Source organism: Spirosoma oryzae (genome assembly GCF_003002825.1).
GTDB classification, from domain to species: domain Bacteria; phylum Bacteroidota; class Bacteroidia; order Cytophagales; family Spirosomataceae; genus Spirosoma; species Spirosoma oryzae.
On record NZ_PVTE01000008.1, the window covers coordinates 79,006 to 98,985 of the forward strand.

General features: G+C 53.8%; 17 protein-coding genes. 12 read left to right on the plus strand and 5 right to left on the minus strand.

From position 1 onward, the window contains the following. The first annotated feature begins 82 nt into the window (after positions 1-82). From CLV58_RS10995 to CLV58_RS11015, 5 genes are all read left to right on the plus strand, one after another. Complete coding sequence (locus CLV58_RS10995) at positions 83-652, plus strand: Uma2 family endonuclease (protein WP_106137861.1); 570 nt, start codon at positions 83-85, stop codon at positions 650-652. A gap of 98 nt (positions 653-750) precedes the next feature. Next, positions 751-1,857 carry a vWA domain-containing protein gene (locus CLV58_RS11000; protein ID WP_106137862.1) on the plus strand — a complete coding sequence of 369 codons (1,107 nt, stop codon included), beginning with the start codon at positions 751-753 and terminating at the stop codon, positions 1,855-1,857. 172 nt (positions 1,858-2,029) lie between these two features. Continuing rightward, the gene (locus CLV58_RS11005) at positions 2,030-2,461 is read left to right on the plus strand and encodes an antitoxin Xre/MbcA/ParS toxin-binding domain-containing protein (protein ID WP_106137863.1); all 432 of its coding nucleotides are present in this window, start codon (positions 2,030-2,032) and stop codon (positions 2,459-2,461) included. A gap of 3 nt (positions 2,462-2,464) precedes the next feature. Then, positions 2,465-2,917 carry an RES family NAD+ phosphorylase gene (locus tag CLV58_RS11010; protein ID WP_106137864.1) on the plus strand — a complete coding sequence of 151 codons (453 nt, stop codon included), beginning with the start codon at positions 2,465-2,467 and terminating at the stop codon, positions 2,915-2,917. Positions 2,918-2,986: 69 nt separating this feature from the next. Continuing rightward, positions 2,987-3,796 (plus strand): serine hydrolase, encoded by an 810-nt coding sequence (locus CLV58_RS11015; RefSeq protein ID WP_106137865.1) that lies wholly within the window; start codon positions 2,987-2,989, stop codon positions 3,794-3,796. Positions 3,797-3,812: 16 nt separating this feature from the next. Here CLV58_RS11015 and CLV58_RS11020 read toward each other — a convergent pair whose 3' ends face one another. The 3 genes from CLV58_RS11020 to CLV58_RS11030 all read right to left on the minus strand — a co-directional run bounded on the left by CLV58_RS11020 (position 3,813) and on the right by CLV58_RS11030 (position 7,192). Further along, positions 3,813-4,730 (minus strand): AEC family transporter, encoded by a 918-nt coding sequence (locus tag CLV58_RS11020; RefSeq protein ID WP_106137866.1) that lies wholly within the window; start codon positions 4,728-4,730, stop codon positions 3,813-3,815. Beyond that, a complete protein-coding gene (locus tag CLV58_RS11025) occupies positions 4,702-6,237 on the minus strand; it encodes an FAD/NAD(P)-binding protein (protein ID WP_170108682.1) in 1,536 nt (511 codons plus the stop codon). The genes CLV58_RS11020 and CLV58_RS11025 overlap by 29 nt, the downstream gene beginning before the upstream one ends. Positions 6,238-6,316: 79 nt before the next feature. Further along, complete coding sequence (locus CLV58_RS11030; RefSeq protein WP_106137868.1) at positions 6,317-7,192, minus strand: SMP-30/gluconolactonase/LRE family protein; 876 nt, start codon at positions 7,190-7,192, stop codon at positions 6,317-6,319. 225 nt (positions 7,193-7,417) lie between these two features. On the opposite strand from CLV58_RS11030, the gene CLV58_RS11035 reads away from it, so the two are divergent. From CLV58_RS11035 to CLV58_RS11065, 7 genes are all read left to right on the plus strand, one after another. Continuing rightward, complete coding sequence (locus tag CLV58_RS11035; protein ID WP_106137869.1) at positions 7,418-8,095, plus strand: toxin-antitoxin system YwqK family antitoxin; 678 nt, start codon at positions 7,418-7,420, stop codon at positions 8,093-8,095. Between the two features lie 10 nt (positions 8,096-8,105). Next, positions 8,106-8,804, plus strand: coding sequence for a uracil-DNA glycosylase family protein (locus CLV58_RS11040; protein WP_106137870.1), 699 nt, complete (start codon positions 8,106-8,108; stop codon positions 8,802-8,804). A 127-nt stretch (positions 8,805-8,931) separates the two neighbouring features. Beyond that, entirely contained in the window at positions 8,932-10,257 is a 1,326-nt protein-coding gene (locus CLV58_RS11045; protein WP_211300846.1) for an alpha-L-fucosidase, read from the plus strand. A 141-nt stretch (positions 10,258-10,398) separates the two neighbouring features. Next, a complete protein-coding gene (locus CLV58_RS11050; RefSeq protein WP_106137871.1) occupies positions 10,399-11,241 on the plus strand; it encodes an SGNH/GDSL hydrolase family protein in 843 nt (280 codons plus the stop codon). 108 nt (positions 11,242-11,349) lie between these two features. Further along, a complete protein-coding gene (locus tag CLV58_RS11055; RefSeq protein ID WP_106137872.1) occupies positions 11,350-14,748 on the plus strand; it encodes a choice-of-anchor Q domain-containing protein in 3,399 nt (1,132 codons plus the stop codon). Between the two features lie 53 nt (positions 14,749-14,801). After that, positions 14,802-15,122, plus strand: coding sequence for a heavy metal-binding domain-containing protein (locus CLV58_RS11060; protein WP_106137873.1), 321 nt, complete (start codon positions 14,802-14,804; stop codon positions 15,120-15,122). A 129-nt stretch (positions 15,123-15,251) separates the two neighbouring features. Beyond that, on the plus strand, positions 15,252-15,638 hold the full coding sequence (locus CLV58_RS11065) for a hypothetical protein (protein WP_106137874.1): 387 nt from the start codon (positions 15,252-15,254) through the stop codon (positions 15,636-15,638). 59 nt (positions 15,639-15,697) lie between these two features. Here the strand turns inward: CLV58_RS11065 and CLV58_RS11070 are convergent, their stop codons facing one another. Together CLV58_RS11070 and CLV58_RS11075 are read right to left on the minus strand one after the other, a co-directional pair. After that, positions 15,698-19,093, minus strand: coding sequence for a trifunctional glycoside hydrolase family 18/polysaccharide deacetylase/glycosyltransferase family 2 protein (locus CLV58_RS11070; RefSeq protein ID WP_106137875.1), 3,396 nt, complete (start codon positions 19,091-19,093; stop codon positions 15,698-15,700). Next, entirely contained in the window at positions 19,077-19,949 is an 873-nt protein-coding gene (locus CLV58_RS11075) for a hypothetical protein (RefSeq protein WP_106137876.1), read from the minus strand. The genes CLV58_RS11070 and CLV58_RS11075 overlap by 17 nt, the downstream gene beginning before the upstream one ends. Between the last annotated feature and the right edge of the window lie 31 nt (positions 19,950-19,980).

Below are 19,980 nucleotides of genomic sequence, written 5' to 3' on the forward strand. Positions count from 1 at the left end.
CCGGCAATCGAACGCCGTACGGGAGTCAGGGGCTGACTTTTTTGGTTGTAAATCGTTATATTTGGTAAACTGACTGCTACCCATGGACCAGCAATTGCGCACGCTGCACCCACCGCACGACTACCGGTTTGACGACGAGTTCTTCTTTGCCCTTTGTCAGGCCAACGAAACACTCCGTCTGGAACGCGATGCCAGCGGAAACATCCTATTTATGCCACCCACCGGAACAGAAACAGGACGTTACAATCTAGAACTGGCTATAGAGCTGGGCATCTGGAATCGACAAAAACAATTAGGTGTCACCTTTGACTCATCCACAGGCTTCACGCTACCCAATTCAGCCGTGAGGTCGCCGGACGCGTCCTGGGTCGCTAAAGAACGATGGGATGCGCTGACCGAGCGTGAACGCCAGGGGTTTGCTCCCATTTGCCCGGATTTTGTGATTGAGGTTCGCTCAAAAAGCGATGATCTCAAGGCAAAAATGAAAGAATACCGGGACAATGGCACACGGCTGGGCTGGCTCATCGACCGGGCGGGGCAGCAGGTATTCATTTATCGCGAAAACGGCTCTATCGAGATTAAACAGGGCAGTTCCGTGACCCTGTCTGGGGAAGACGTTCTCCCAGATTTTTCCATTTCGCTGCCCCTGTAGCCCTGCCGAACAAATCCGAAAAACGCACTGTTCTCCTCCTGACCACGCCTTCTCCCTCATTCAATCATTCCAGCAGTCGACAACTCAATCATCGATACATGAAAGGCTTTCAATTTTCAGATTACGTACCGCCCGAACAGCAGGGGGGCAGTGACTTCGACAAGTTGCTGAACATATTCCAGCAACTGCTGCTGCTGACTTCAGGCGATGTTGAACAGGCAATGTCGTGGATGAGTCAGCTCGACCGGCAGTACGGCCTAACCGACGATAAATACGGTATCGGCAACTTCTTCGACGATTTGAAGGAAAAGGGTTACCTGACCGAGAAGAACGAAGAAGGCAAGATTATGATGACGCCCAAAAGCGAACAGACCATCCGTCGGTCGGCGCTGGAGGAAATTTTTGGCAAGCTCGAACGGTCGAAGTCGGGCGGTAATCACAACACGCCCTACACGGGTTCCGGCGACGAGCTGAGCAGCGACCTGCGGACGTATCAGTTCGGCGATACGCTGGAGCAGATTTCAATGACGGAATCCATCAAAAACGCGCAGATCAATAGTGGCGTCGATGAGTTCCGGTTGATGGAACGTGACCTGGAAGTCACCGAAAAAGAGCAGAAAACGCAGACTTCGACGGTGCTGATGATCGATATCAGCCACTCGATGATTCTGTACGGAGAAGACCGGATTACGCCCGCCAAAAAGGTGGCCCTGGCGTTGACAGAACTCATCAAAACCAAGTATCCGAAAGATACACTCGACATCGTCGTGTTCGGCAACGACGCCTGGCAGATTCAGGCCAAAGACCTTCCCTATCTGGAAGTCGGGCCCTACCATACCAACACAGTCGCCGGTCTGGAACTGGCGATGGACCTGCTGCGCCGTCGGAAGAACAAGAACAAGCAGATCTTCATGATTACAGACGGCAAACCGACCTGTTTGAAAGAAGGGATCAAATACTACAAAAACTCGTTTGGTCTCGACCGTAAAGTAGTCAGCAAGACGCTGACGCTGGCGGCACAGGCGCGCCGGCTGGAGATTCCGATTACGACGTTCATGATTACGTCTGACCCGTACCTGAAGCAGTTCGTACAGGAGTTTACGAAGGTCAACAATGGCCGGGCCTACTATAGCGGGCTACAGGGCCTTGGGAACATGATGTTCGAAGATTTTCAGCGCAACCGCCGGAAAAACATCAAGGGATAAGGCGTTCTCTGGTCTACATTATGGTCGCTAAACGGCGGCTAAAAACGGCAGGTAAGTCAGGCTTACCTGCCGTTTTTAGTTTCCTGACACAAACGCACCTAGATAGGCAACTATACCTTCACTTACCGGCAACTTTACCTATTTTTGTTTTGTTACCAACTAAATACAAGTTATGAAAGCGTCGAACCGCGTCGACAATACGATAATCAGGGATGTTCCCAGCCATATCAACGATGGTGAGGTTTTGACCTTTCTGTACACAAAGGACATCAATTGGCAGCATGTCAACGCGATAAAAACGCTGACCAATTTCAATGACGAAGTCATTTCGGACTGGCTCAATGTCAGTGTCAAAACATTTCGGGAATACAAGAAGCCACAAAACGTGTTTAGAGACAACGTTAAAGAACAGGTTCTGCTGTTGCTGTCGCTGATCAAACACGGACTGAATGTATTCGGCTCAGCACGTGCGCTGGACCAATGGCTAAATCAGCCCAATTTTCTCTTCGACAATCGTAGCCCCAACGATTACCTCAATACAGTGACAGGCATCAAGTTCGTCGACGACCGGCTAACCGCAATGGAGTACGGCGATAACGTGTAGTGCATGGAAGTTTTTCGCATTAGCAAAGAAATCCACGCGCAGACGCTACGGGCGTCCGGGAGTGCCAATCGCTGGAATGTACAGGGGCAATACGTCATTTATGCCGGTTCATCACGCTCGTTGGCCTCATTGGAATTGGCCGTTCATCGCGGTTCCGTTCAGCCCCTGAACAGTTACAAAACAATGGTTATCTCCATCGCGGACGAGGACTATTTATTCCGGCAAATTAGCCGCAACGAATTACCGGATAACTGGCGTACAGTGGCAGGTTACTCAGCACTGCAACGTATCGGTTCGGCCTGGTACACAACGCAGGAAACGTTGGTGCTCAAAGTACCATCGGCGGTGATTCCGTATGAATACAATTACATGATTAATACAGAACACCCTGATTTTAGCAAGTGCGTGCAGCTGGTACGTACGGAAGCTTACTTTTGGGATACCCGATTATTATAGGCTGTCATGCTATTCGTATCTGCGTTCGTTCAAAAAGTTAGAACGGCAATTCCGACTTTTCTTTTGGCGATGACACTGACCAGTTGTTTTGCACAGACAGATGCTGTTCTGACCAAGTCTGTTACTCCTTACCTGCACACCCTACCGGCGTCGGTAACGGTCAGTCTGGCCGTACAGTCACTGACGGATAGCAGCGTAGCCATGTCTGTAAACGCAGAAAGACCGGTCCCCTCGGCGAGTGTGATTAAGTTACCGATTATGGTCGAAGTGATGGAGCAGGTGAAAGCCGGAACGCTTGATCTGTCAGAAATTCATATTCTGACCGACTCGGAAAAGGCAGGGGGTGATGGTGTACTGAAAAACTATTCGCACCGGAGCCGGATCAGCTACGCCGACTTACTGCGCCTGATGCTGGTGTACAGCGACAACACAGCCACCAATATTTTTATCAACGAATTGGGAATGGCTGCCATCAATGCCCGCATCAGGGCTATGGGGCTGACTGGCACACGACTGAATCGGGTAATGATGGACACAGTAGCCGCCCGGCAAGGCCGCGACAACTACGTCACAGCAGCGGACATGAACCGCTTGTTGAGCCAGCTATATCGGCATCGACTGGCAACACCGGCACTATGCGAACAGATGCTCGACATCCTGAAACAGAATGAAGACACCCTGACCATTCCCCGGCTGTTACCCAAATCGGTTGTCGTTGCGCACAAAACGGGCACGCTTGCCTACGTCCGGGCTGATGCGGGCATTGTCTACGCCAGGCAACCTTTTTTGCTGACTGTACTGATTCAGGGCGCACCGACACCCGACGCGGAACGTATCATCGCGGAGCTGGCACTCATTTGCTATAATGCGTTTCGCTAACGCTTGTCCGAGCGTATCAGAATAGAAGTAAACAGGCGGCTGGCACCAGAACTAGCGAGATGATCGACGAGAACGTGACGAGGATCGACGCATCTTCGGTTTCGGTGTCGATGTAGGTGGCAAAGACAACGAGGTTAGCGGCAATCGGGAATGTCGCCATCAGCAGCATCAGCTTCTGTTCGTCACCTTCCAGTTGTCCGATCACAAGTGATTCAAGCCAGACAAGCAGGCCGAGGATAAGCGCAGCCGCCACATAACGTACAGCCATTATCTTGCTGAACTGAGCGTAGGCAACGTTTTTCACGTCAACGGCTGTCAGCGTGACGCCAATAATGATCATACCCAACGCCGACAGTGTCCAGCTGGCTCCTTTCATCACTGGCTCCAGCGATTCGGGCATTTTTACGCCATACGCATTGGCAATGATGGCGGCAATCAGCGCATAGATGGCCGGAATCTTCAGTACGTTTTTGATCGAGTCCTTGACATCCATGTCTTTGCTGCGCGAGACCAGGTAGTACCCCACCGTGTCGCCATACAGTACGTTGCCCATGTACGCGCTGATAATCAGCGGCATCTTGGCTTCGCCAAACAACGCCATGACGACGGGAATCCCGAACCAGCCGATGTTGAAGTACGAAAACGAGCAGCGCACTAAGTCGGGGTGAACGTTGCTGCCGAAACGCCGGTTGACCAGTGCCGCCGGAATATTCATCAATGCAGCCAGCAGAAAAACGATCGACATAGCCGTCGCCAACTGAGCCGGTTCGGCTTTCAGGATATTGTCGAAGATAACGACCGGAATCAGCACGTACAGCAGTAGGCTGGAAATAGGCTTGCTTTTCAACCCGAGCCACCGACTGGCGACATACCCAAGTATGATGAATCCGTACAGGGGTACGACGTTAGTGAGCAGCTCGTTCAGTACGTTCATGTTGGAGTCGTTTGATGATAGCGGTAGTCAGCGGATCGACGCGTTCGACGTTGAACCAGACGGCGTTGGTATCGAACAGTTCCCCGACAAGAACATGGCCAATGCCATACACCGGTGCGTCTTCGATCTCGGGTACGCAAAGCTGCATGGTGTTGACATCGGCCTGAAAACCACCGGCTTCGCAGGGCAGCAACTGCTCTTTTTCGAGTAGCTTTTCCAGAATGGGCACCCGCATTTTATCGGCTTTCGTAGCCGGGCCGGTGGCGTTGATTACATAGTCGGCCGTGTCGACATAGCCTTTTTCAGTCGTCAGGGTATACGTTTTAGTCTCGTCATTCCATTCCACCTTGTCCGAATAGGCCGTTACCGATAGTTGTCCGGAGGCCAGCAGGTCACGAATTTTCTCGCCGTTTTTGAGTGGCATGGCGTGGCGGTTTATATCCGAGTACGGCTTCAGCCACTTGGTGAACCGGATTCGCTCGTCCGGCGGCAGCAGTTGCCAGATAGCAAAGGATATATGTCGGGTTGAGTACAGGATGTTCTGGAAGATGCTGGCGTACCGTTTCGCCAGTTCGATGTCCTCCGTCAGCAGATCGAGCTGATTTTTGCCAACGCGCTTAAACGATTTCCAGTCCTGCGGACCGATTTCCCGCTCGACTTCGGCCCGGAACAGGCGGAACAAATCACTGGCTCGTAGCGTCCGTTGCTGCTCCCGCATGATTCTTCGCACATTGGCCATCGTCAGCACCTGCCGCTCGAACGGCTTTTCTTCGGGCGACTGCACACGCGGGATAAGTCCGTCTTTCGAATACAGCTTGATTGGCCCCTGATGCCCGTTGTTGACCAGCGTAATCACCGCGTCGATAGCGGTCAGACTAGCCCCCAGCACGCAAACCGACGCGTCTTTGTCGGTGATCGTTTTCAGAATATGACCAGCGGGCCAAGGCGAATCGAGGTAGTTAGGCGACGATTCGAGTTTGTTGAAATTATTGGGCTTGGGTGTACCCGTTGCCAGCACCAGCACGTCGGCTTCGATGCGCTGCCCGGATTCGAGCGTCACAGTAGCGCCTTCTTCGGTGATCGTTGCGTCGACGGCCAGTTCGTTGTATAAATCAACCGTCATGCCGTGCTGCCGGGCCAGATCGACGTATTCTTCAAATACGCTGTTGAGGTAGATGCCGTACAACTCACGCGGTGGATAACTGTTAGCGTTGATAGCTGTATCGGGGTACTCACGCTCGACGATGTCGCGGTGTTCGAGCATCCAATCGACAAAGTGGTTGGTTTCTTCAGCGAAGATGCCCATCAGGCCAGCCGAGGTATTGAGCAGGTGCCCTTTCTGTCCGGTATCGTAGGCCAAACCCGGACCGATTTCGTCGCGCGGCTCGATAACGGCAAACGCGATTGGTTCCGGCTCCGGCGCAACAATCAGTTTCAAGACAAGGTGAATAAAGGTGGCCGTTCCGCTCGCCCCCCCTCCTACTATCGCAATCGTTCGTTGGTCCATTAGTACGTTAAAGAAAGGGGGTATCAGACCGGCGTCGGCCCGCCCACCCCCTTTCTTTAACCTCGTTTTAATGGTAATGTTACGGCCTTTTTGCTCCCGCGACATTCATTTTCAGCGTGTATATCGATTTCGACGCGGTGATAAACAAGGTGCGCTGATCGACATCGGCGAAACAGATATTTCCGGTCCATTCTTCATCGACCGGAATCTGGGCGATCTTCTCACCAGTCGGGCTGTAAACGGTCACACCGTCGCCCCCCGTCAGGTACAGGTTACCGCGCTCATCCAGAATCATCCCGTCGGACCCCTGCTCGACAAACAGCTGTCGGTTGCTCAGACTAGCGTCGGGATTGATGTCGTAGCGGTAGGTTTTGTCGGCACCGATATCGGCTACGTACAATTGTTTCCCGTCGGGCGTGCCGATGATACCGTTTGGCTTTTCGTACGCTTTATCAATGACTTGCGGCTGCGTGGCTTCTTTGGGTAGAAAATACAGGTATTCGCCGAACACCTCCGGTCCGCCATGCCACCAGTATTTGCGCTCGTAGAAAGGATCAGTAAAATAAATGTTGCCCTGTGCATCGACCCACAAATCATTGGGGCCATTGAGTCGGCTTCCTTCGTGATCGGTCATCAGCACGATTACCTCACCCTGCGGGCTGATCGACCAGATTTCGTTTTTCTCGTCAGCACAGGTTACCAGGTTTCCGTCGGGATCGAAGTACATACCGTTCGACCGGCCAGCCTGCTCCATGAAGACAGACAGCGATCCATCGGTACCGTACCGCCAGATTTTGTTGTTTGGCTGATCGGTGAAAAACACGACACCGTCCGCATCAGCGGTAGGGCCTTCGGTGAAATCAAACTGATCGGAGACGCAGGTTAGAACGGCACCGGGTGCGATAAGAGTAGTAATATCGAACGCAGTAAACGTCGCTTTTTCGGATTGGGCCATCGTGGTTTAGCTTAGTAGTACGTGTGCAGAAACAACCGACCCAACTGTCGGCTTGTTCACAGGAATACACTTAACATGCTATTTATAAACCACTTATCGCCAACATTATTCGTCTAGTTTATCCATGAATCCGGCTCACGCAACAGCACTAAAATCAGACGAAGCGAGTATAAGCGCTACGCCGTTTTGCTTCCCCTGTTAGTCCATACATATCCTTCCTCCACTATGAAAATTCTGCTAACCATCAGTGCGTTACTCCTCGTTTCCTGTGCGTTTGGTCAGTCGTTGAAAACGGTGAAAGCTAAAAGCCGCTATCTGCTGGAACAGTATGAAGTACGCGCCGACAACGATACGTTACGGACTGGCAGCTATCGAAAATACCTGCGTGACGGAAACGTTTTGCTGGAAGAAGGTACTTACGCCGATAATAAACGAACGGGTGTCTGGACCTTTTACGACGACAAAGGCAAGCCAGAACTCGTCTATGATTACTCAGCCAGTAAAGTCCTGGAAAATCACCGTGTGACAGCTGATAGTCTGGGCGTTGTTCAGCAGGATGGCAAGGCGACGATTGTTCGACTAACCCCGCCCCCGACCTTGTTGGCCAGTACGTATCAGATTTCGGCGATTCTGGTACGGGAGTCGCGGTTTCCAATGCATCTGATGCAGGCTGGCCTGCGGGAACTGTCGTACAAAGTAGCCGCAACGGTTTCACCTACCGGAACCCATTATCGGATTGTCGCATCGAATCCTGACAAAAAATTTACGCAGGACGCCCAGAAATGGACCGCCCTGGCATTCAAAGATACACAGTGGCTTCCCGGCTCGTACGACGGGCAAGCCGCAACCGCTATGTACCTGCTACCGGAAATCGTACTTGTCGGTTCGGCAGTTATTAGGTAAATAACCAGCCATGAAGACGTTCGCCGATAAAGCCATTGCCTATTACCAGTCGCTGACGGCTCCGTCCAGCCTGCCGCCGGGTGTGGGCGTTATGAATCCGTACGAGCAACCCGCCGTCCGGGCCATTGTCGAGCAGTTTTACACCCGCTTCTACATGGATACGCAGCCGCGCGTTTTCGTGCTGGGTATCAACCCGGGGCGGTTTGGTGCGGGCGTAACCGGCATCTCATTCACCACGCCCCAAAACCTGCGCCGGTACTGCGGCATCGACAACGACCTGCGTGACACCCCTGAACTGTCGAGTCGTTTTATCTACCAGGTTGTCGAGGCTTTTGGCGGAGCTGCTGCCTTTTACAACCGCTTCTTTCTGACGTCGCTCTTTCCCCTCGCCCTGACCAAAGAGACGACCAACGGTGGCACGGTCAACTACAATTTCTACGACGACAAACAAACGACCGCAGCGCTGTGGCCCGCGATTACGGAAGCCGTTCGCACACAAATCAGCTTTGGTGCCGACCGACGCGTGGCCGTATGCCTGGGTCGCAAAAACGAAACGTATCTAAATCGACTCAACGAGCAACAGGGCTTCTTTGACCGGATTGTTACGCTCGACCACCCGCGCTACATTCTGCAATACAAGAGCAAAGCCCTGTCAACCTATCTGGATCAGTATATCTCGACGCTGTACGACTGCCTAGCGAAGCCTTGACCTCGGCGCAGACCTGACAGGTTTTGGAAACCGGTCAGGTCTGTTGGACAGCGGTAATCTTAGTGTCACCAAAAGTAAAACCGAGTTGCGCATAGTCTTTATAGCGCAGTCAATTCCCCCATTCATCATGCGCATTCTTTCGCTGCTATTCGCCAGCCTGTTCCTGTCTTCGGCATGGGCACAAACCGGTTACCAACCCACTGCCGAGAACCTGACGGCTCGCAAAACCTTTCAGGACGACAAGTTCGGTTTGTTCATTCACTGGGGTGTCTACAGTCTGCTTTCGTCGGGCGAATGGGTGATGAACGATCGGCAGATTCCAGTCCACGATTACGAAAAGCTACCCGCTTTCTTCAACCCAACTGCCTTCGACGCAAAAGCCTGGGTATCAATGGCGAAGAATGCGGGCATGAAATACATTACCATCACGAGCAAGCACCACGACGGCTTTGCCATGTACGACTCGAAAGTATCCGACTACGACATTGTAGACCGGACACCCTACAAAAAAGACGTACTGAAAGCACTGGCCGACGAATGCCGGGCACAGGGAATCAAGCTGTTCTTCTACCATTCCCACCTCGACTGGCACAGCCCCGACTACTACCCACGCGGTCGTACGGGACAAAATCTCGGCCGGCCCGACTCCGGCGACTTCAACAAGTACCTGACGTACATGGACACGCAGCTCACCGAGTTGTTGACCAACTATGGCCCTATTGGTGGGATCTGGTTTGACGGCTGGTGGGATCAGCAGGCTGGTGACAAAGCTGACCCCCGCAAAACCAAACTCGACTGGCATCTCGATCGCACGTACTCGCTGATTCACAAGTTGCAGCCAGCTACTCTGATCGGTAACAATCACCATGTCGCCCCGTTTCCCGGTGAAGATTTTCAGATGTTTGAGAAAGATCTGCCGGGTCAGAACAAGACGGGTTTTAGCGCCGAGTCGGAAGTCAGTCAGTTGCCACTGGAAACCTGCGAGACCATGAACGGCGCGTGGGGGTTCAACATCAACGACCGCAAATACAAAAGCACCAAAGACCTGATCCAATACCTGGTGAAAGCAGCCGGACACAACGCCAATTTTCTGCTGAATGTCGGCCCCATGCCCGACGGACGAATACAGCCGGAGTTTGTGAAAACGCTGGGCGAAATGGGCCAATGGATGCAGCAGAACGGCGAAACCATCTACGGTACGCGGGGCGGTCCGGTAGCCGCCCACGATTGGGGCGTCAGTACAGCGAAAGGCAACAAAGTATACGTCCACATTCTCAACTGGCCGGATAAACAGCTGTCGATTCCCGCCCTGTCCGGCAAAATCAAATCGGCCCGGCTATTCGCCGACAAGCGTCCGGTCAAGATTAGTCAGTCAGCCGAAGGAATTGTCCTGACCATGCCTGCTGCCCCGGCCGACGACGCCATCGATACCATCGTTGAACTGGACATGTAATCTGTAGCCAACCTGCGTAGCCCAGATGTCCACATCTGGAGGGCGCGACAGCGACCAAGAAAGCTACCACGTAGCCGAGTTGGCCTGACGGCCTCCAGATGTGGACATCTGGGCTACACATTACTACACCCACCCAACACTATGACACTCCGACTAACCCGGCAGCTGTTTTGTCTGCTTTTGCTTATTGGTGCGTTCAGTTTTCGCGCCCCACAACAAATGACGTGGGTCGCGATCGGCGATTCGATCACCTACCTCAACGACCATCCCGAACAAACCGGCAACCGCATCACGAAAGGCTACATGACCCGCGTCGTGGAGAAGCTCCCGTATATCAAATTCGTCAATCAGGGGCACAACGGCTGGACAGCGATCCGCATCGCGCAGCAGATCGATTCACTGGGATTGACCAAAGCCGACATCTACTCCGTCTTTCTCGGTACCAACGACTGGTGGCACAGCAAACCACTCGGCCACTTCACCGACTATCAGCAAAACACCGGCACCGGCACAGTCTACGGCTCATTTCGCATCATCCTCGACAAACTCCGCCGACTCAATCCGCAGGCGCGTCTGTTGCTGATTACGCCCATGCCCCGCACTGATTTCGTGCAGATCAATAACCCGAAAAATAACGCCTACGGCTCGTACAAACCCAAGACCGGGCAGACACTCGAATCGTTTGCGCAGGCCATCGACTCCATTGGCCGCGCCGAGCAGATACCGGTCGTGGATCTGTACCACCTGCGCAGTCTGCGGGTGGAGAGGCTGGTGAAGTTCAAACGTCTGAAAAACCCCGCTACCGGTCAGTATGTCGACTACCGTTACCCGGATTATACCACTATCCCATTCAACCCGGCTACTGACGAGTACCCCTACCCGCCCGCTGCTATCGACCGTACCTACGACGGGCTCCATCCCTCCGACGAGGGGTACGAACTCATCACCCGGCAGTTAGTCAGACGGTTGAAAGCATTTCGATAGTCGAATTAAAAACCGGTAAAAAAATCCGGTAAGTTTCGCAAACGGCGTTGCAACTATTTAGAGCAGGTAGCTAGATTTACCAGTTTAGTAACAGCTGTTCATTTATCTATGCGCCAACTTTTTACCGCTTTATTCGTCTGTCTATTTTTATCCTCCGCCGTCGCGCAATCCATCGTTTACGTCACGCCGACCGGCTCCGGCAATCAATCCGGCGGCTCCTGGAGCGATGCTCTATCCGGAACGCAGCTACAAAGTCGCCTGGCATCTGCTTCGGCGGGAACGCAGTTCTGGATTGCGGGAGGACGCTATAAACCAACGGCTGGTACAGATCGAACCGCTAGCTTTGTCGTTCCTTCTGGTGTTCAGGTATATGGCGGCTTTATCGGTAACGAAAACACACTGAGCAGCCGAAAAGTAACCCGCCCCTACATCACCATTTTCACGGGTTATTTGGTCGCAGGTACCGATGAGCTTAGCAGTTATCATGTGGTAACGTTTCGCAACGCCAATGCAGACACCCGATTGGACGGCGTGAGTATTATTTACGGTCGGGCCAATGGTACTAGTAATTTCAACAATGTCGGCGCGGGTATTTACAACGATGGCAGCAATGGCGGACGGAGTGAGCCCCTTCTTGTCAATTGTGAGATCAGAGACAACAGGGCAGATTCGCACGGTGGAGGTGTGTACAACAATGGACAGAGCGGAGTATGCGCCAGCCGGTTCGTAAACTGCTCTATTGAGGGTAATACCTCTATCAGTGGGTACGGCGGAGGCATGTATAACAATGGTGTTCAGGGCGTTTGTAGCCCTCAGCTTACCAACTGTATTATTGCAAGCAATAGAGCAGTTCAAGGTAGCGCCATGACGAGTGATGGGTCGCAGGGAATTTCGTCACCCACGTTAGCAAACTGCGTGTTTAAATATAATCAGGGGGGAAGCGTTCTTCACGGCAGAGGATTAAATGGCAATTGTCAACCAAGCATTGTCAATTCTATTCTGTGGACTAATTCGCGGCCGTCGTTCTACAATGAATCGGCCAATCACACAGTCACATATAGTGATGTCGAAGATGGCTATTCGGGTACTGGCAACATTAGCCAAGACCCCCAATTCTTCAATTACTACACCAACGATTTTCGTTTACTGAAAACCAGCCCGGCCATCGACGCAGGTAATCCGGCCAGTACTACAACATCTGTCTCAGCTACTGATTATGAAGGTAAATCTCGATTTTATAACAACCGGATCGATATGGGTATCATCGAGTACGTTCCTAACTCAGTGACAGGAATCGTCAGAGTTACCATCACCGGCTCAGGGGACAATGTGTCAGGCAGTTCCTGGGACAATGCACTGAACGGGTATACGATGCGCGCAGCCTTATCCGAAGCCGCGCCAGGCACATCCTTCTGGGTAGCCACAGGGCGCTATTTCCCGTCGTTCACTGTTGGCGATCGTTCGTCTTCGTTCGTCATTCCACCCGGTGTAAAAGTCTATGGTGGTTTTACGGGTAATGAAACAAATTTCAGTAGCCGGGCGCTGACGCAGCCACTTAGTACAACATTGACAGGTGATGTCGGTGTTACCAATGATAACAGCGACAACAGCTATCGCGTCGTTGTACTGAAGAACGCAACAGCAGAGACAGTTCTTGACGGGTTTGTAATCACGGGCGGTAATGCCAATGGGAGCACTTTAGATAATCCCAGCAGTGGAGCAGGTATTTATTGTGACGGGCGTGGGCAAAACAACAAAAGTGAACCTAGAATAACTAACTGTCTCATTACTGGCAACGTTGCTCGTTACTATGGGGGAGGTATACACGCCGACGGCAACTTCGGCAATGCATCCCCAGTTCTAACCAACTGCCAATTCGTTCAAAATACAGCTTTATCGGGTGGCGGAGCTTTCAACGGTGGGTTGCCAGGAATATGTAGTCCCACGTACATCAACTGCACCTTTCTCAATAACACAGCAAGTGGTCAGGGCGGTGCCATCTATCACTACACTTATTTTAGACCAGCTGATAACACGCTTAGATTAGTCAATTGCAGGATTAGTCATAACCAGGCCAATGAAGGAGCAGGCCTTTACTGCGGAAATTCATCGGATGCATACCTAAGCCTACTACTCACAAACTGTCTGATTGATCGAAACACCGCTGTTGATCTAGGGGGCGGTATATCGCTGTACCGAGTCGGCCGCTCTACCATAGAAGCTGCCATTACAAATTGTACGATTGCGAACAATCGCGCAGGTAGTGCAGGTGACAATATTTTTAACCACACGGGTGCCGATACGAAAGGGCGATACAACATCAAAAATAGCATCGTCAAAAATGGCGGCTTTGGTTACCGTGACGATGGTAGCGGCAACACAGTTTATCCTCCCCTGGATATTACGTACTCTAACGTTCAAGCACTTGCTGTCGGCACCGGTAACATCGACGCTGATCCACAATTTGTCGATGCAGCCAACGGCGATTTTCGGCTGAAAGCAGGGAGCCCATCCATCAATACAGGTGATCCAGCTAGCACGACGGCGACGGTTTCGGCGACCGACCTGGACGGTAATCAGCGGGTTGCGGAGAACCGGATCGATATGGGCGCTTACGAGTTTCAGGTGTCGGCCGTGACAGGCTCAGACCTGAGTCTGCGGCTCAATGTCGACAGCCGGACGCCGGGTACCAATCAGGCAGTGACGTATCAATTGACGGTAACGAACGACGGCCCACTCAAAGCGACGGGCGTCACGTGGCAGAATCGCCTGCCCGATAACATGACGTTCGTAGGTGGCAGCAATCTATCGCTGAATAACGGCGTGCTCAGCGGTTACGTAGCCTCGCTGGAACCGGGGGCCTCCAACACGTTTACGTACCAGTTGCAGCCGACACAGACAGGGCAGTACATCAACGCGGCACAGATTACGACCGCCGACCAGCCTGACCCCGATAGCCAGCCGAACTCCGGCACAGGCGACGGACAGGACGATGCGGCTCAGGTCGATATTCGGGTAGGTGGTGCCAGTAGCCCGGTGTATGCGTCGGCCAACCCTAATCAGGTGCCGCTCCCACCCGTTCAGTCGAATCAGCCTACGCCCGACCCCAGCAAGGTAGACCTCGCGCTGAGTATGTCGGTAGATAACCGCGTTCCGAAAGTGGGTGATCTGCTAACCTACGTATTAACCGTCACCAATCAGGGTGGCGCTACGGCCTCGAACGTACGCGTCACGGCTTATCTGCCCGATGGTCAGCAGTTCGATAGCAGCGCCGATGGTATGAGCGTTAGCGACGGGGGCGTTTCGGGTGGTACGGCATCGATACCGGCGGGTGGCCAGACCAGTGTCCGGTTTACGGCGCGGGTGACATCGGCGAAGATGGGCGTTACGAAAGCGCAGATTCGTCAGGCCAGCCCTGCTGATGTGGACTCGACACCCGACAACGGAACCGACAACGGCGAAGACGATACCGCACAGGTCGATTTGCGGTCGCAGCCGGGGCTGTAACGGTTATAAATCGGGCGTTGGCTACTATCTTGCCGAAACAACCTTTTTCTTCTATGCTCATAACGACTACGTCTTCCGTTGAAGGCAAACGCATTACCCGCTACATCGGCATCGTCAACGGCGAAGCGATTATCGGGGCCAACATCGTCAAAGACTTTTTCGCGGGTATCCGCGACGTGGTGGGCGGCCGATCGGGCGCGTATGAGCAGGGATTGCGCGAAGCCAAAAGCATTGCGCTGAAAGAAATGACCGACCAGGCGATTCGGCTGGGAGCCAACGCGATTATCGGCGTCGACCTCGACTACGAAACCATCGGTGGTAATGGTTCGATGCTTATGGTTTCCGCCAATGGTACGGCTGTCGTGCTGGAATGACAGCCCGGCGCACCAGCTACTACCACGCCTTACAGCGTTACTCTTTTTTAATCACCTTTTCAGATAGCATAGCTAGACTTTTTGCTGTACAGGGGGTTATACCAACAATTCAACGTATAACTCAACATCATGAAAAAGGTCATCTTAACCAGTCTATTTGTGCTCGGCTTAGCAGCACTTAGCGCCCAGGCGCAAACGGGTTCAACAGCAACCGGTAGCAGCGGCAGCAGAGGCTCTAATTCGAGTACTGGTGCCAGCAACGGCACGATGGGTAGCAACAGCAACAACAGTGGCTCGGGTATGAGCACAACCGGTGGCAGCACGATGAGCAGCGGCTCGACAGACAATCAAAGTGGTTCTATGTCGGGCATGAAACGGAGTCGGAAGCAAAGCGGTTCATCAATGTCGGGTCAGTCAGGCAGTAACGACATGAACATGAACGGTGGAAGTGGTCGTCGTAACCGCAAGGGGGGCAGCAATTCGACAATGCCCATGAGCACAACATCGTCTCGGTAAGCTACAGCTGGCTTTCCATCAAAACGTCCTGCTTTGTTAATCAAGGCAGGACGTTTTGTTTACAGACGCTGCGACCGATCACTGGAATCGTGGTCGCGCTGAACGACCGGAATTAGTTCGGCCGATATAACTGATGTAGGAGTCAGTACTACCTGCCCGGTCCGTTTCAGCACACCCCACGACGCGACCTCACCCCGGATTGCATTCAGGTATGAACGCAGCAGCACCCAGAACAATAGGTACCGCCAGGCGATTCGTTGCGGCAACAGCCACCACAGCGTATGCAGGGACCGTTCTTCCAGCCTGTAAGCCAGTATCGCCACGAGCGCGTCGACACCCATAAACAGCAGGAAATAGGTCAGTACAACGCCCCAGGTACCGGTCAGAAACGAAAGCGCCAGTTGCAGCTCAGCGACTAGTGTAAGCAGCGGAAAGCCAAACTGAAACAGTACAAGGCTCGGTAAAGCCAGCCAGCCGACAGCCGCGCCGGCTCCCCCCGCCCGCCCCCGGCGAAACAGCAGGTCGCGGTGTTTCCAGACGGTCTGCATCACGCCGTAACACCACCGAACACGCTGTTTGATGAGCATTGGTACCGTTTCAGGGGCTTCGGTCACGGCGATGGCGTCGTTACAGGCATCGACGCGATACCCCTGTCGCAGCAGGCGAATCGTGAGGTCGCAGTCTTCGGCCAGCGTGTCGGTCGTAAAGCCCCCGACTGCCAGTAACGCCGATCGGCGGAACGCACCGATAGCGCCCGGCACAACGGTAATGCAGTTCAACACAGCATAGGCCCGGCGGTCGAAGTTCTGACTCGTCGTGTATTCGATGGCCTGAAAACGAGTCAGCCAGTTACGCTGATTACCTACCTGCACATTACCGGCAACGGCACCGACGATCGGGTCTGTAAAGCGGGCAACCAGTTTCTCAACCGCATCGGGCATCAGCTGTGTATCGGCATCGATACAAACGACTACGGCTCCTTTGGCCCGACTGATACCGACGTTCAATGCCGATGATTTCCCGCCGTTCGGTTTGCTCAGCACCTGCACGCGACTATCGCCAGCAAAGCGAGCCTCCACCATGTCGTATGTTCTATCCGACGACCCATCATCGACAAATACGACTTCCAGGTTGGCGTAGGTACTGGCCAGTAAGCTTTCGACCGTCAGAACCGCGCTCAGTTCTTCATTATACGCCGGCACAATGACACTGACCAAGTCCGTATACGGATTGACTACCGGCCGTTGCCGCTTTTTCTGCCACAACGCCAGACCAGCCAACAGTAGCACCCGGGCTATTGCCAGTAGAATGCCGACCAGAAATAGCCATGTCAGCGCGCACTGTCCGTAGTAAAGCAGTTGAACCAGCGACCGATCAGTGAGTAATGCTGCCTGTTGAATCGGTGCGGGCGGCATGAGTTCCCGGTCGGGTCGGTGCATCAGCTGGCTCAGCGTAGCGAACCGATACCCCCGTTGTTTATAGTAGTGAATAAGCGCCGGTAGTGCTTTTACGGTAGCTGAACGGTCGCCCCCGGCATCGTGCAACAGGATAATATTACCCAGACTATCCTGCTGCCTGACCCGGCTCAGTATCTGCTGTGGCGTTACGCCGGCCTGCCAGTCGAGCGGGTCGATCGATTCGCCAATGGTGTAATAATGCTGCTGTTCGGCCAGCGCGATCGGGCGCAGTTCACTACCCGAGTTAGGCTCACTGTCGGCATTGTACGGTGGCCGGAACAGAATGGTCGACCGGCCGGTGATACTCTCGATTAGCCGCCGACAGGTATTCAGTTCGAAGAATAACCGGCGCGGACTTACGTGCGTCAGGTCGGGGTGCAGCGTGGTGTGGTTGCCGATTTCATAGCCGGCGCGAGCCATCCGCTGTAGCAGCGGCAGGTTACGCTGGGCGTTCAGGCCGATCACAAAAAACGAGGCCGGTACGTGCTCGCGTTCGAGGATATCCAGAATCTGTGGCGTATACGTCTCGTCGGGCCCATCATCGAACGACAGGACCATCGTTTTGTCGGCCTTCCCTACTTTGCGAACCACGTACGACGTAGGCAATGTCAGGTACTGCTCCTCGCTGATAAGCTGATCGGTCGAATCGTACTCCAGTTTGAGTCGGCCATCGTGTGGGGTGGCTTCCACATCCAGAATATCGCCTTCGCCCTGATAGTCGACGCTGGGTAGTGCCGGTACATGCTGTAACTGCTGCCAGTCGATTGGTTGATGCGCCAGCGACGACGCCGACAGGTCGCGGGCGTAGTAGTCCCAGGTCCGGACGTCTTCCGATCCCAGTCGCCAGATAGCCGCACCCCCCGTTTCGTAATCTTCCGTTGCCCGCAGTACGTTGTACGCCGACGCAGCATCGTTGAACCAGACCGTATGGGGGGTACCGGCATCATCCTGATAGCGAAACGACAGGTTATAGGTCTGATTGTCGTATTGAACGGGCGTGGCCGATTTCCGGTTGGCGCGGGCCATGGCCTGCTGATACGTAATATCGACGCCCTCCCCTTTCTGCGGCCAGTCGTAGCCGTAGCCAGCTACCCCCACAATCACCTGCTCCGACGGGAGTTGCTTGCAGGTCTGCTCCAGTACATACTCGATCCAGGGATACGGAGCCACCGGGCCGGGGGCCGACGTACTGAAATGCTGATCGTACGCCATCAGCACGATATAGTCGACATAGGGCTGCAACGCGGGCAGGTCGTAGTCGGGATTAAGCGGAGCCGTGTCGATGGTTACGAGGTAGCCTTTTGGATGCAGAGCCGCGTGCAGTTCACGGACAAAGTCAGTCAGGGTCTCGTTGGTCTCCTCGTTCAGCTCTTCAAAGTCGATGTTGACACCCTGAAAGTGGTGTCTGTCGAGCTGGGCCGCGACCTGCGCGATAAATGCCCGTCGACGGATTGGGTTACTGAGCAGCCGATGCACATTTTTTCCCCGCCAGTTGCCCTGATAAAAATTCGAGATCATCGGTACAACGGCAACACCCGGATGCGCTTTCAGCAGCGAGTCGGCCTGCGCATCGATGTCGGTTTGTAACTCGGCCTTGTTTCCGACAAACAGCCATTCGGGCATGACCATGTTCAGTTGCCCGATATGGTCGCGCAGGGTCTGGTACGACTGCGCATCCCAGTTGACGTAAAAACCCGCCCGTACTGCCGGGCGTTTGGCGGTTGCATGGTGCGCTGGCAGATGCCGCCGGAATCCCGTTGGGACGCCCGAGCGGGTATCGCCATCGGCTTGACTGCTATCAACGACCGAGAGCGTACGAAACGCGGTTTCGTTGTCCTGTAGGCGGGGCAACGACGGAAACGACTGTTCGTCGACGCTCAGAATGGCCAATACTACCACCGCACTGAGGAGTAGCAAGCTCCCCAGTAACGTACCCCGGAAAAGCCGCCACCGATGGCGGGAGGGCGTGTAAAACACCTGTTTATCGGGCTTGTCCATGTGATGCAGGCAACTGAAGTGAATACGTGATTGTCGCGACAGCGTAGAAAAATGGCTTTGTTCGCTCGCCCGGCAGTGTGTTGTATGGCTGCGCTATACGCGGATCGACCAGCAGCGACCAGCGGGGCAGTTGCAGCGTGATCGGCAGATTGATCTCGGCGTCGACCAGTCCAAACGGTTTTGTATTCGAGGCAACTGCCTGGAGGGGACGCCCCCGCCGGTCGAACTGTGGCTGGTAAATACCGTTGACAAGCGTGTTCTGATTGGCAAACACCGCCTTTACCAGCGGCTCGGCAAACAGCGACCAGTTGTCGCGTTCGATCAGGCCAACGTACCGGCTCAGTTGCAGGTCGGTTTGCAGCAGCTTTTCGGAACCGAACATGTAGTACGTACCAATTGCCGGCGACCAGTCGTGCCAGTCGTAGGTCAGGTATATTTCGGTGAAATTGGTCAGCGGTTGCTGCTCGTCGGGCTCGGCGGCCGGAAAAAACCAGCGTTCGTACCCCAGCGTATACGCCAGGTGCTTACCCAGCGTACCTTCCTTCTCGACTCCTAAATCGATCTTGCCGAAGTTCGACTCCTGAAAGTTGTTCCAGATATAACCAACGCCATAGAAATGCCAGTTGGTCGCTGTCTGGTAGGTAAGCTGTGGCATCATACCAAACTGATGCACCCCAAACGTGCGGCCCCGGTAACTGACAGGATTCATATACGAATAGCTGAAGGAGAGCGACCGAACCGGTTTCTCACTGACGGAATCAGCAGCGGACGCAGTTTCGATGGGTTGTGCCAGTAGTGACGGACCCGCCAGCACTAGCCAGCCGCCAACCAGGAGTAGACAAAAACGGAAGTACATGGTACGGTTGATAGAGCGATCGGCGAGCCAG

Excerpts from the sequence above, each read along its gene's own strand:
- CLV58_RS10995 (WP_106137861.1), top strand. The coding sequence starts at position 83 with ATGGACCAGCAATTGCGCACGCTGCACCCACCGCACGACTACCGGTTT.
- CLV58_RS11000 (WP_106137862.1), top strand. The coding sequence starts at position 751 with ATGAAAGGCTTTCAATTTTCAGATTACGTACCGCCCGAACAGCAGGGG.
- CLV58_RS11005 (WP_106137863.1), top strand. The coding sequence starts at position 2,030 with ATGAAAGCGTCGAACCGCGTCGACAATACGATAATCAGGGATGTTCCC.
- CLV58_RS11010 (WP_106137864.1), top strand. The coding sequence starts at position 2,465 with ATGGAAGTTTTTCGCATTAGCAAAGAAATCCACGCGCAGACGCTACGG.
- CLV58_RS11015 (WP_106137865.1), top strand. The coding sequence starts at position 2,987 with ATGACACTGACCAGTTGTTTTGCACAGACAGATGCTGTTCTGACCAAG.
- CLV58_RS11020 (WP_106137866.1), bottom strand. The coding sequence starts at position 4,730 with ATGAACGTACTGAACGAGCTGCTCACTAACGTCGTACCCCTGTACGGA.
- CLV58_RS11025 (WP_170108682.1), bottom strand. The coding sequence starts at position 6,237 with ATGGACCAACGAACGATTGCGATAGTAGGAGGGGGGGCGAGCGGAACG.
- CLV58_RS11030 (WP_106137868.1), bottom strand. The coding sequence starts at position 7,192 with ATGGCCCAATCCGAAAAAGCGACGTTTACTGCGTTCGATATTACTACT.
- CLV58_RS11035 (WP_106137869.1), top strand. The coding sequence starts at position 7,418 with ATGAAAATTCTGCTAACCATCAGTGCGTTACTCCTCGTTTCCTGTGCG.
- CLV58_RS11040 (WP_106137870.1), top strand. The coding sequence starts at position 8,106 with ATGAAGACGTTCGCCGATAAAGCCATTGCCTATTACCAGTCGCTGACG.
- CLV58_RS11045 (WP_211300846.1), top strand. The coding sequence starts at position 8,932 with ATGCGCATTCTTTCGCTGCTATTCGCCAGCCTGTTCCTGTCTTCGGCA.
- CLV58_RS11050 (WP_106137871.1), top strand. The coding sequence starts at position 10,399 with ATGACACTCCGACTAACCCGGCAGCTGTTTTGTCTGCTTTTGCTTATT.
- CLV58_RS11055 (WP_106137872.1), top strand. The coding sequence starts at position 11,350 with ATGCGCCAACTTTTTACCGCTTTATTCGTCTGTCTATTTTTATCCTCC.
- CLV58_RS11060 (WP_106137873.1), top strand. The coding sequence starts at position 14,802 with ATGCTCATAACGACTACGTCTTCCGTTGAAGGCAAACGCATTACCCGC.
- CLV58_RS11065 (WP_106137874.1), top strand. The coding sequence starts at position 15,252 with ATGAAAAAGGTCATCTTAACCAGTCTATTTGTGCTCGGCTTAGCAGCA.
- CLV58_RS11070 (WP_106137875.1), bottom strand. The coding sequence starts at position 19,093 with ATGGACAAGCCCGATAAACAGGTGTTTTACACGCCCTCCCGCCATCGG.
- CLV58_RS11075 (WP_106137876.1), bottom strand. The coding sequence starts at position 19,949 with ATGTACTTCCGTTTTTGTCTACTCCTGGTTGGCGGCTGGCTAGTGCTG.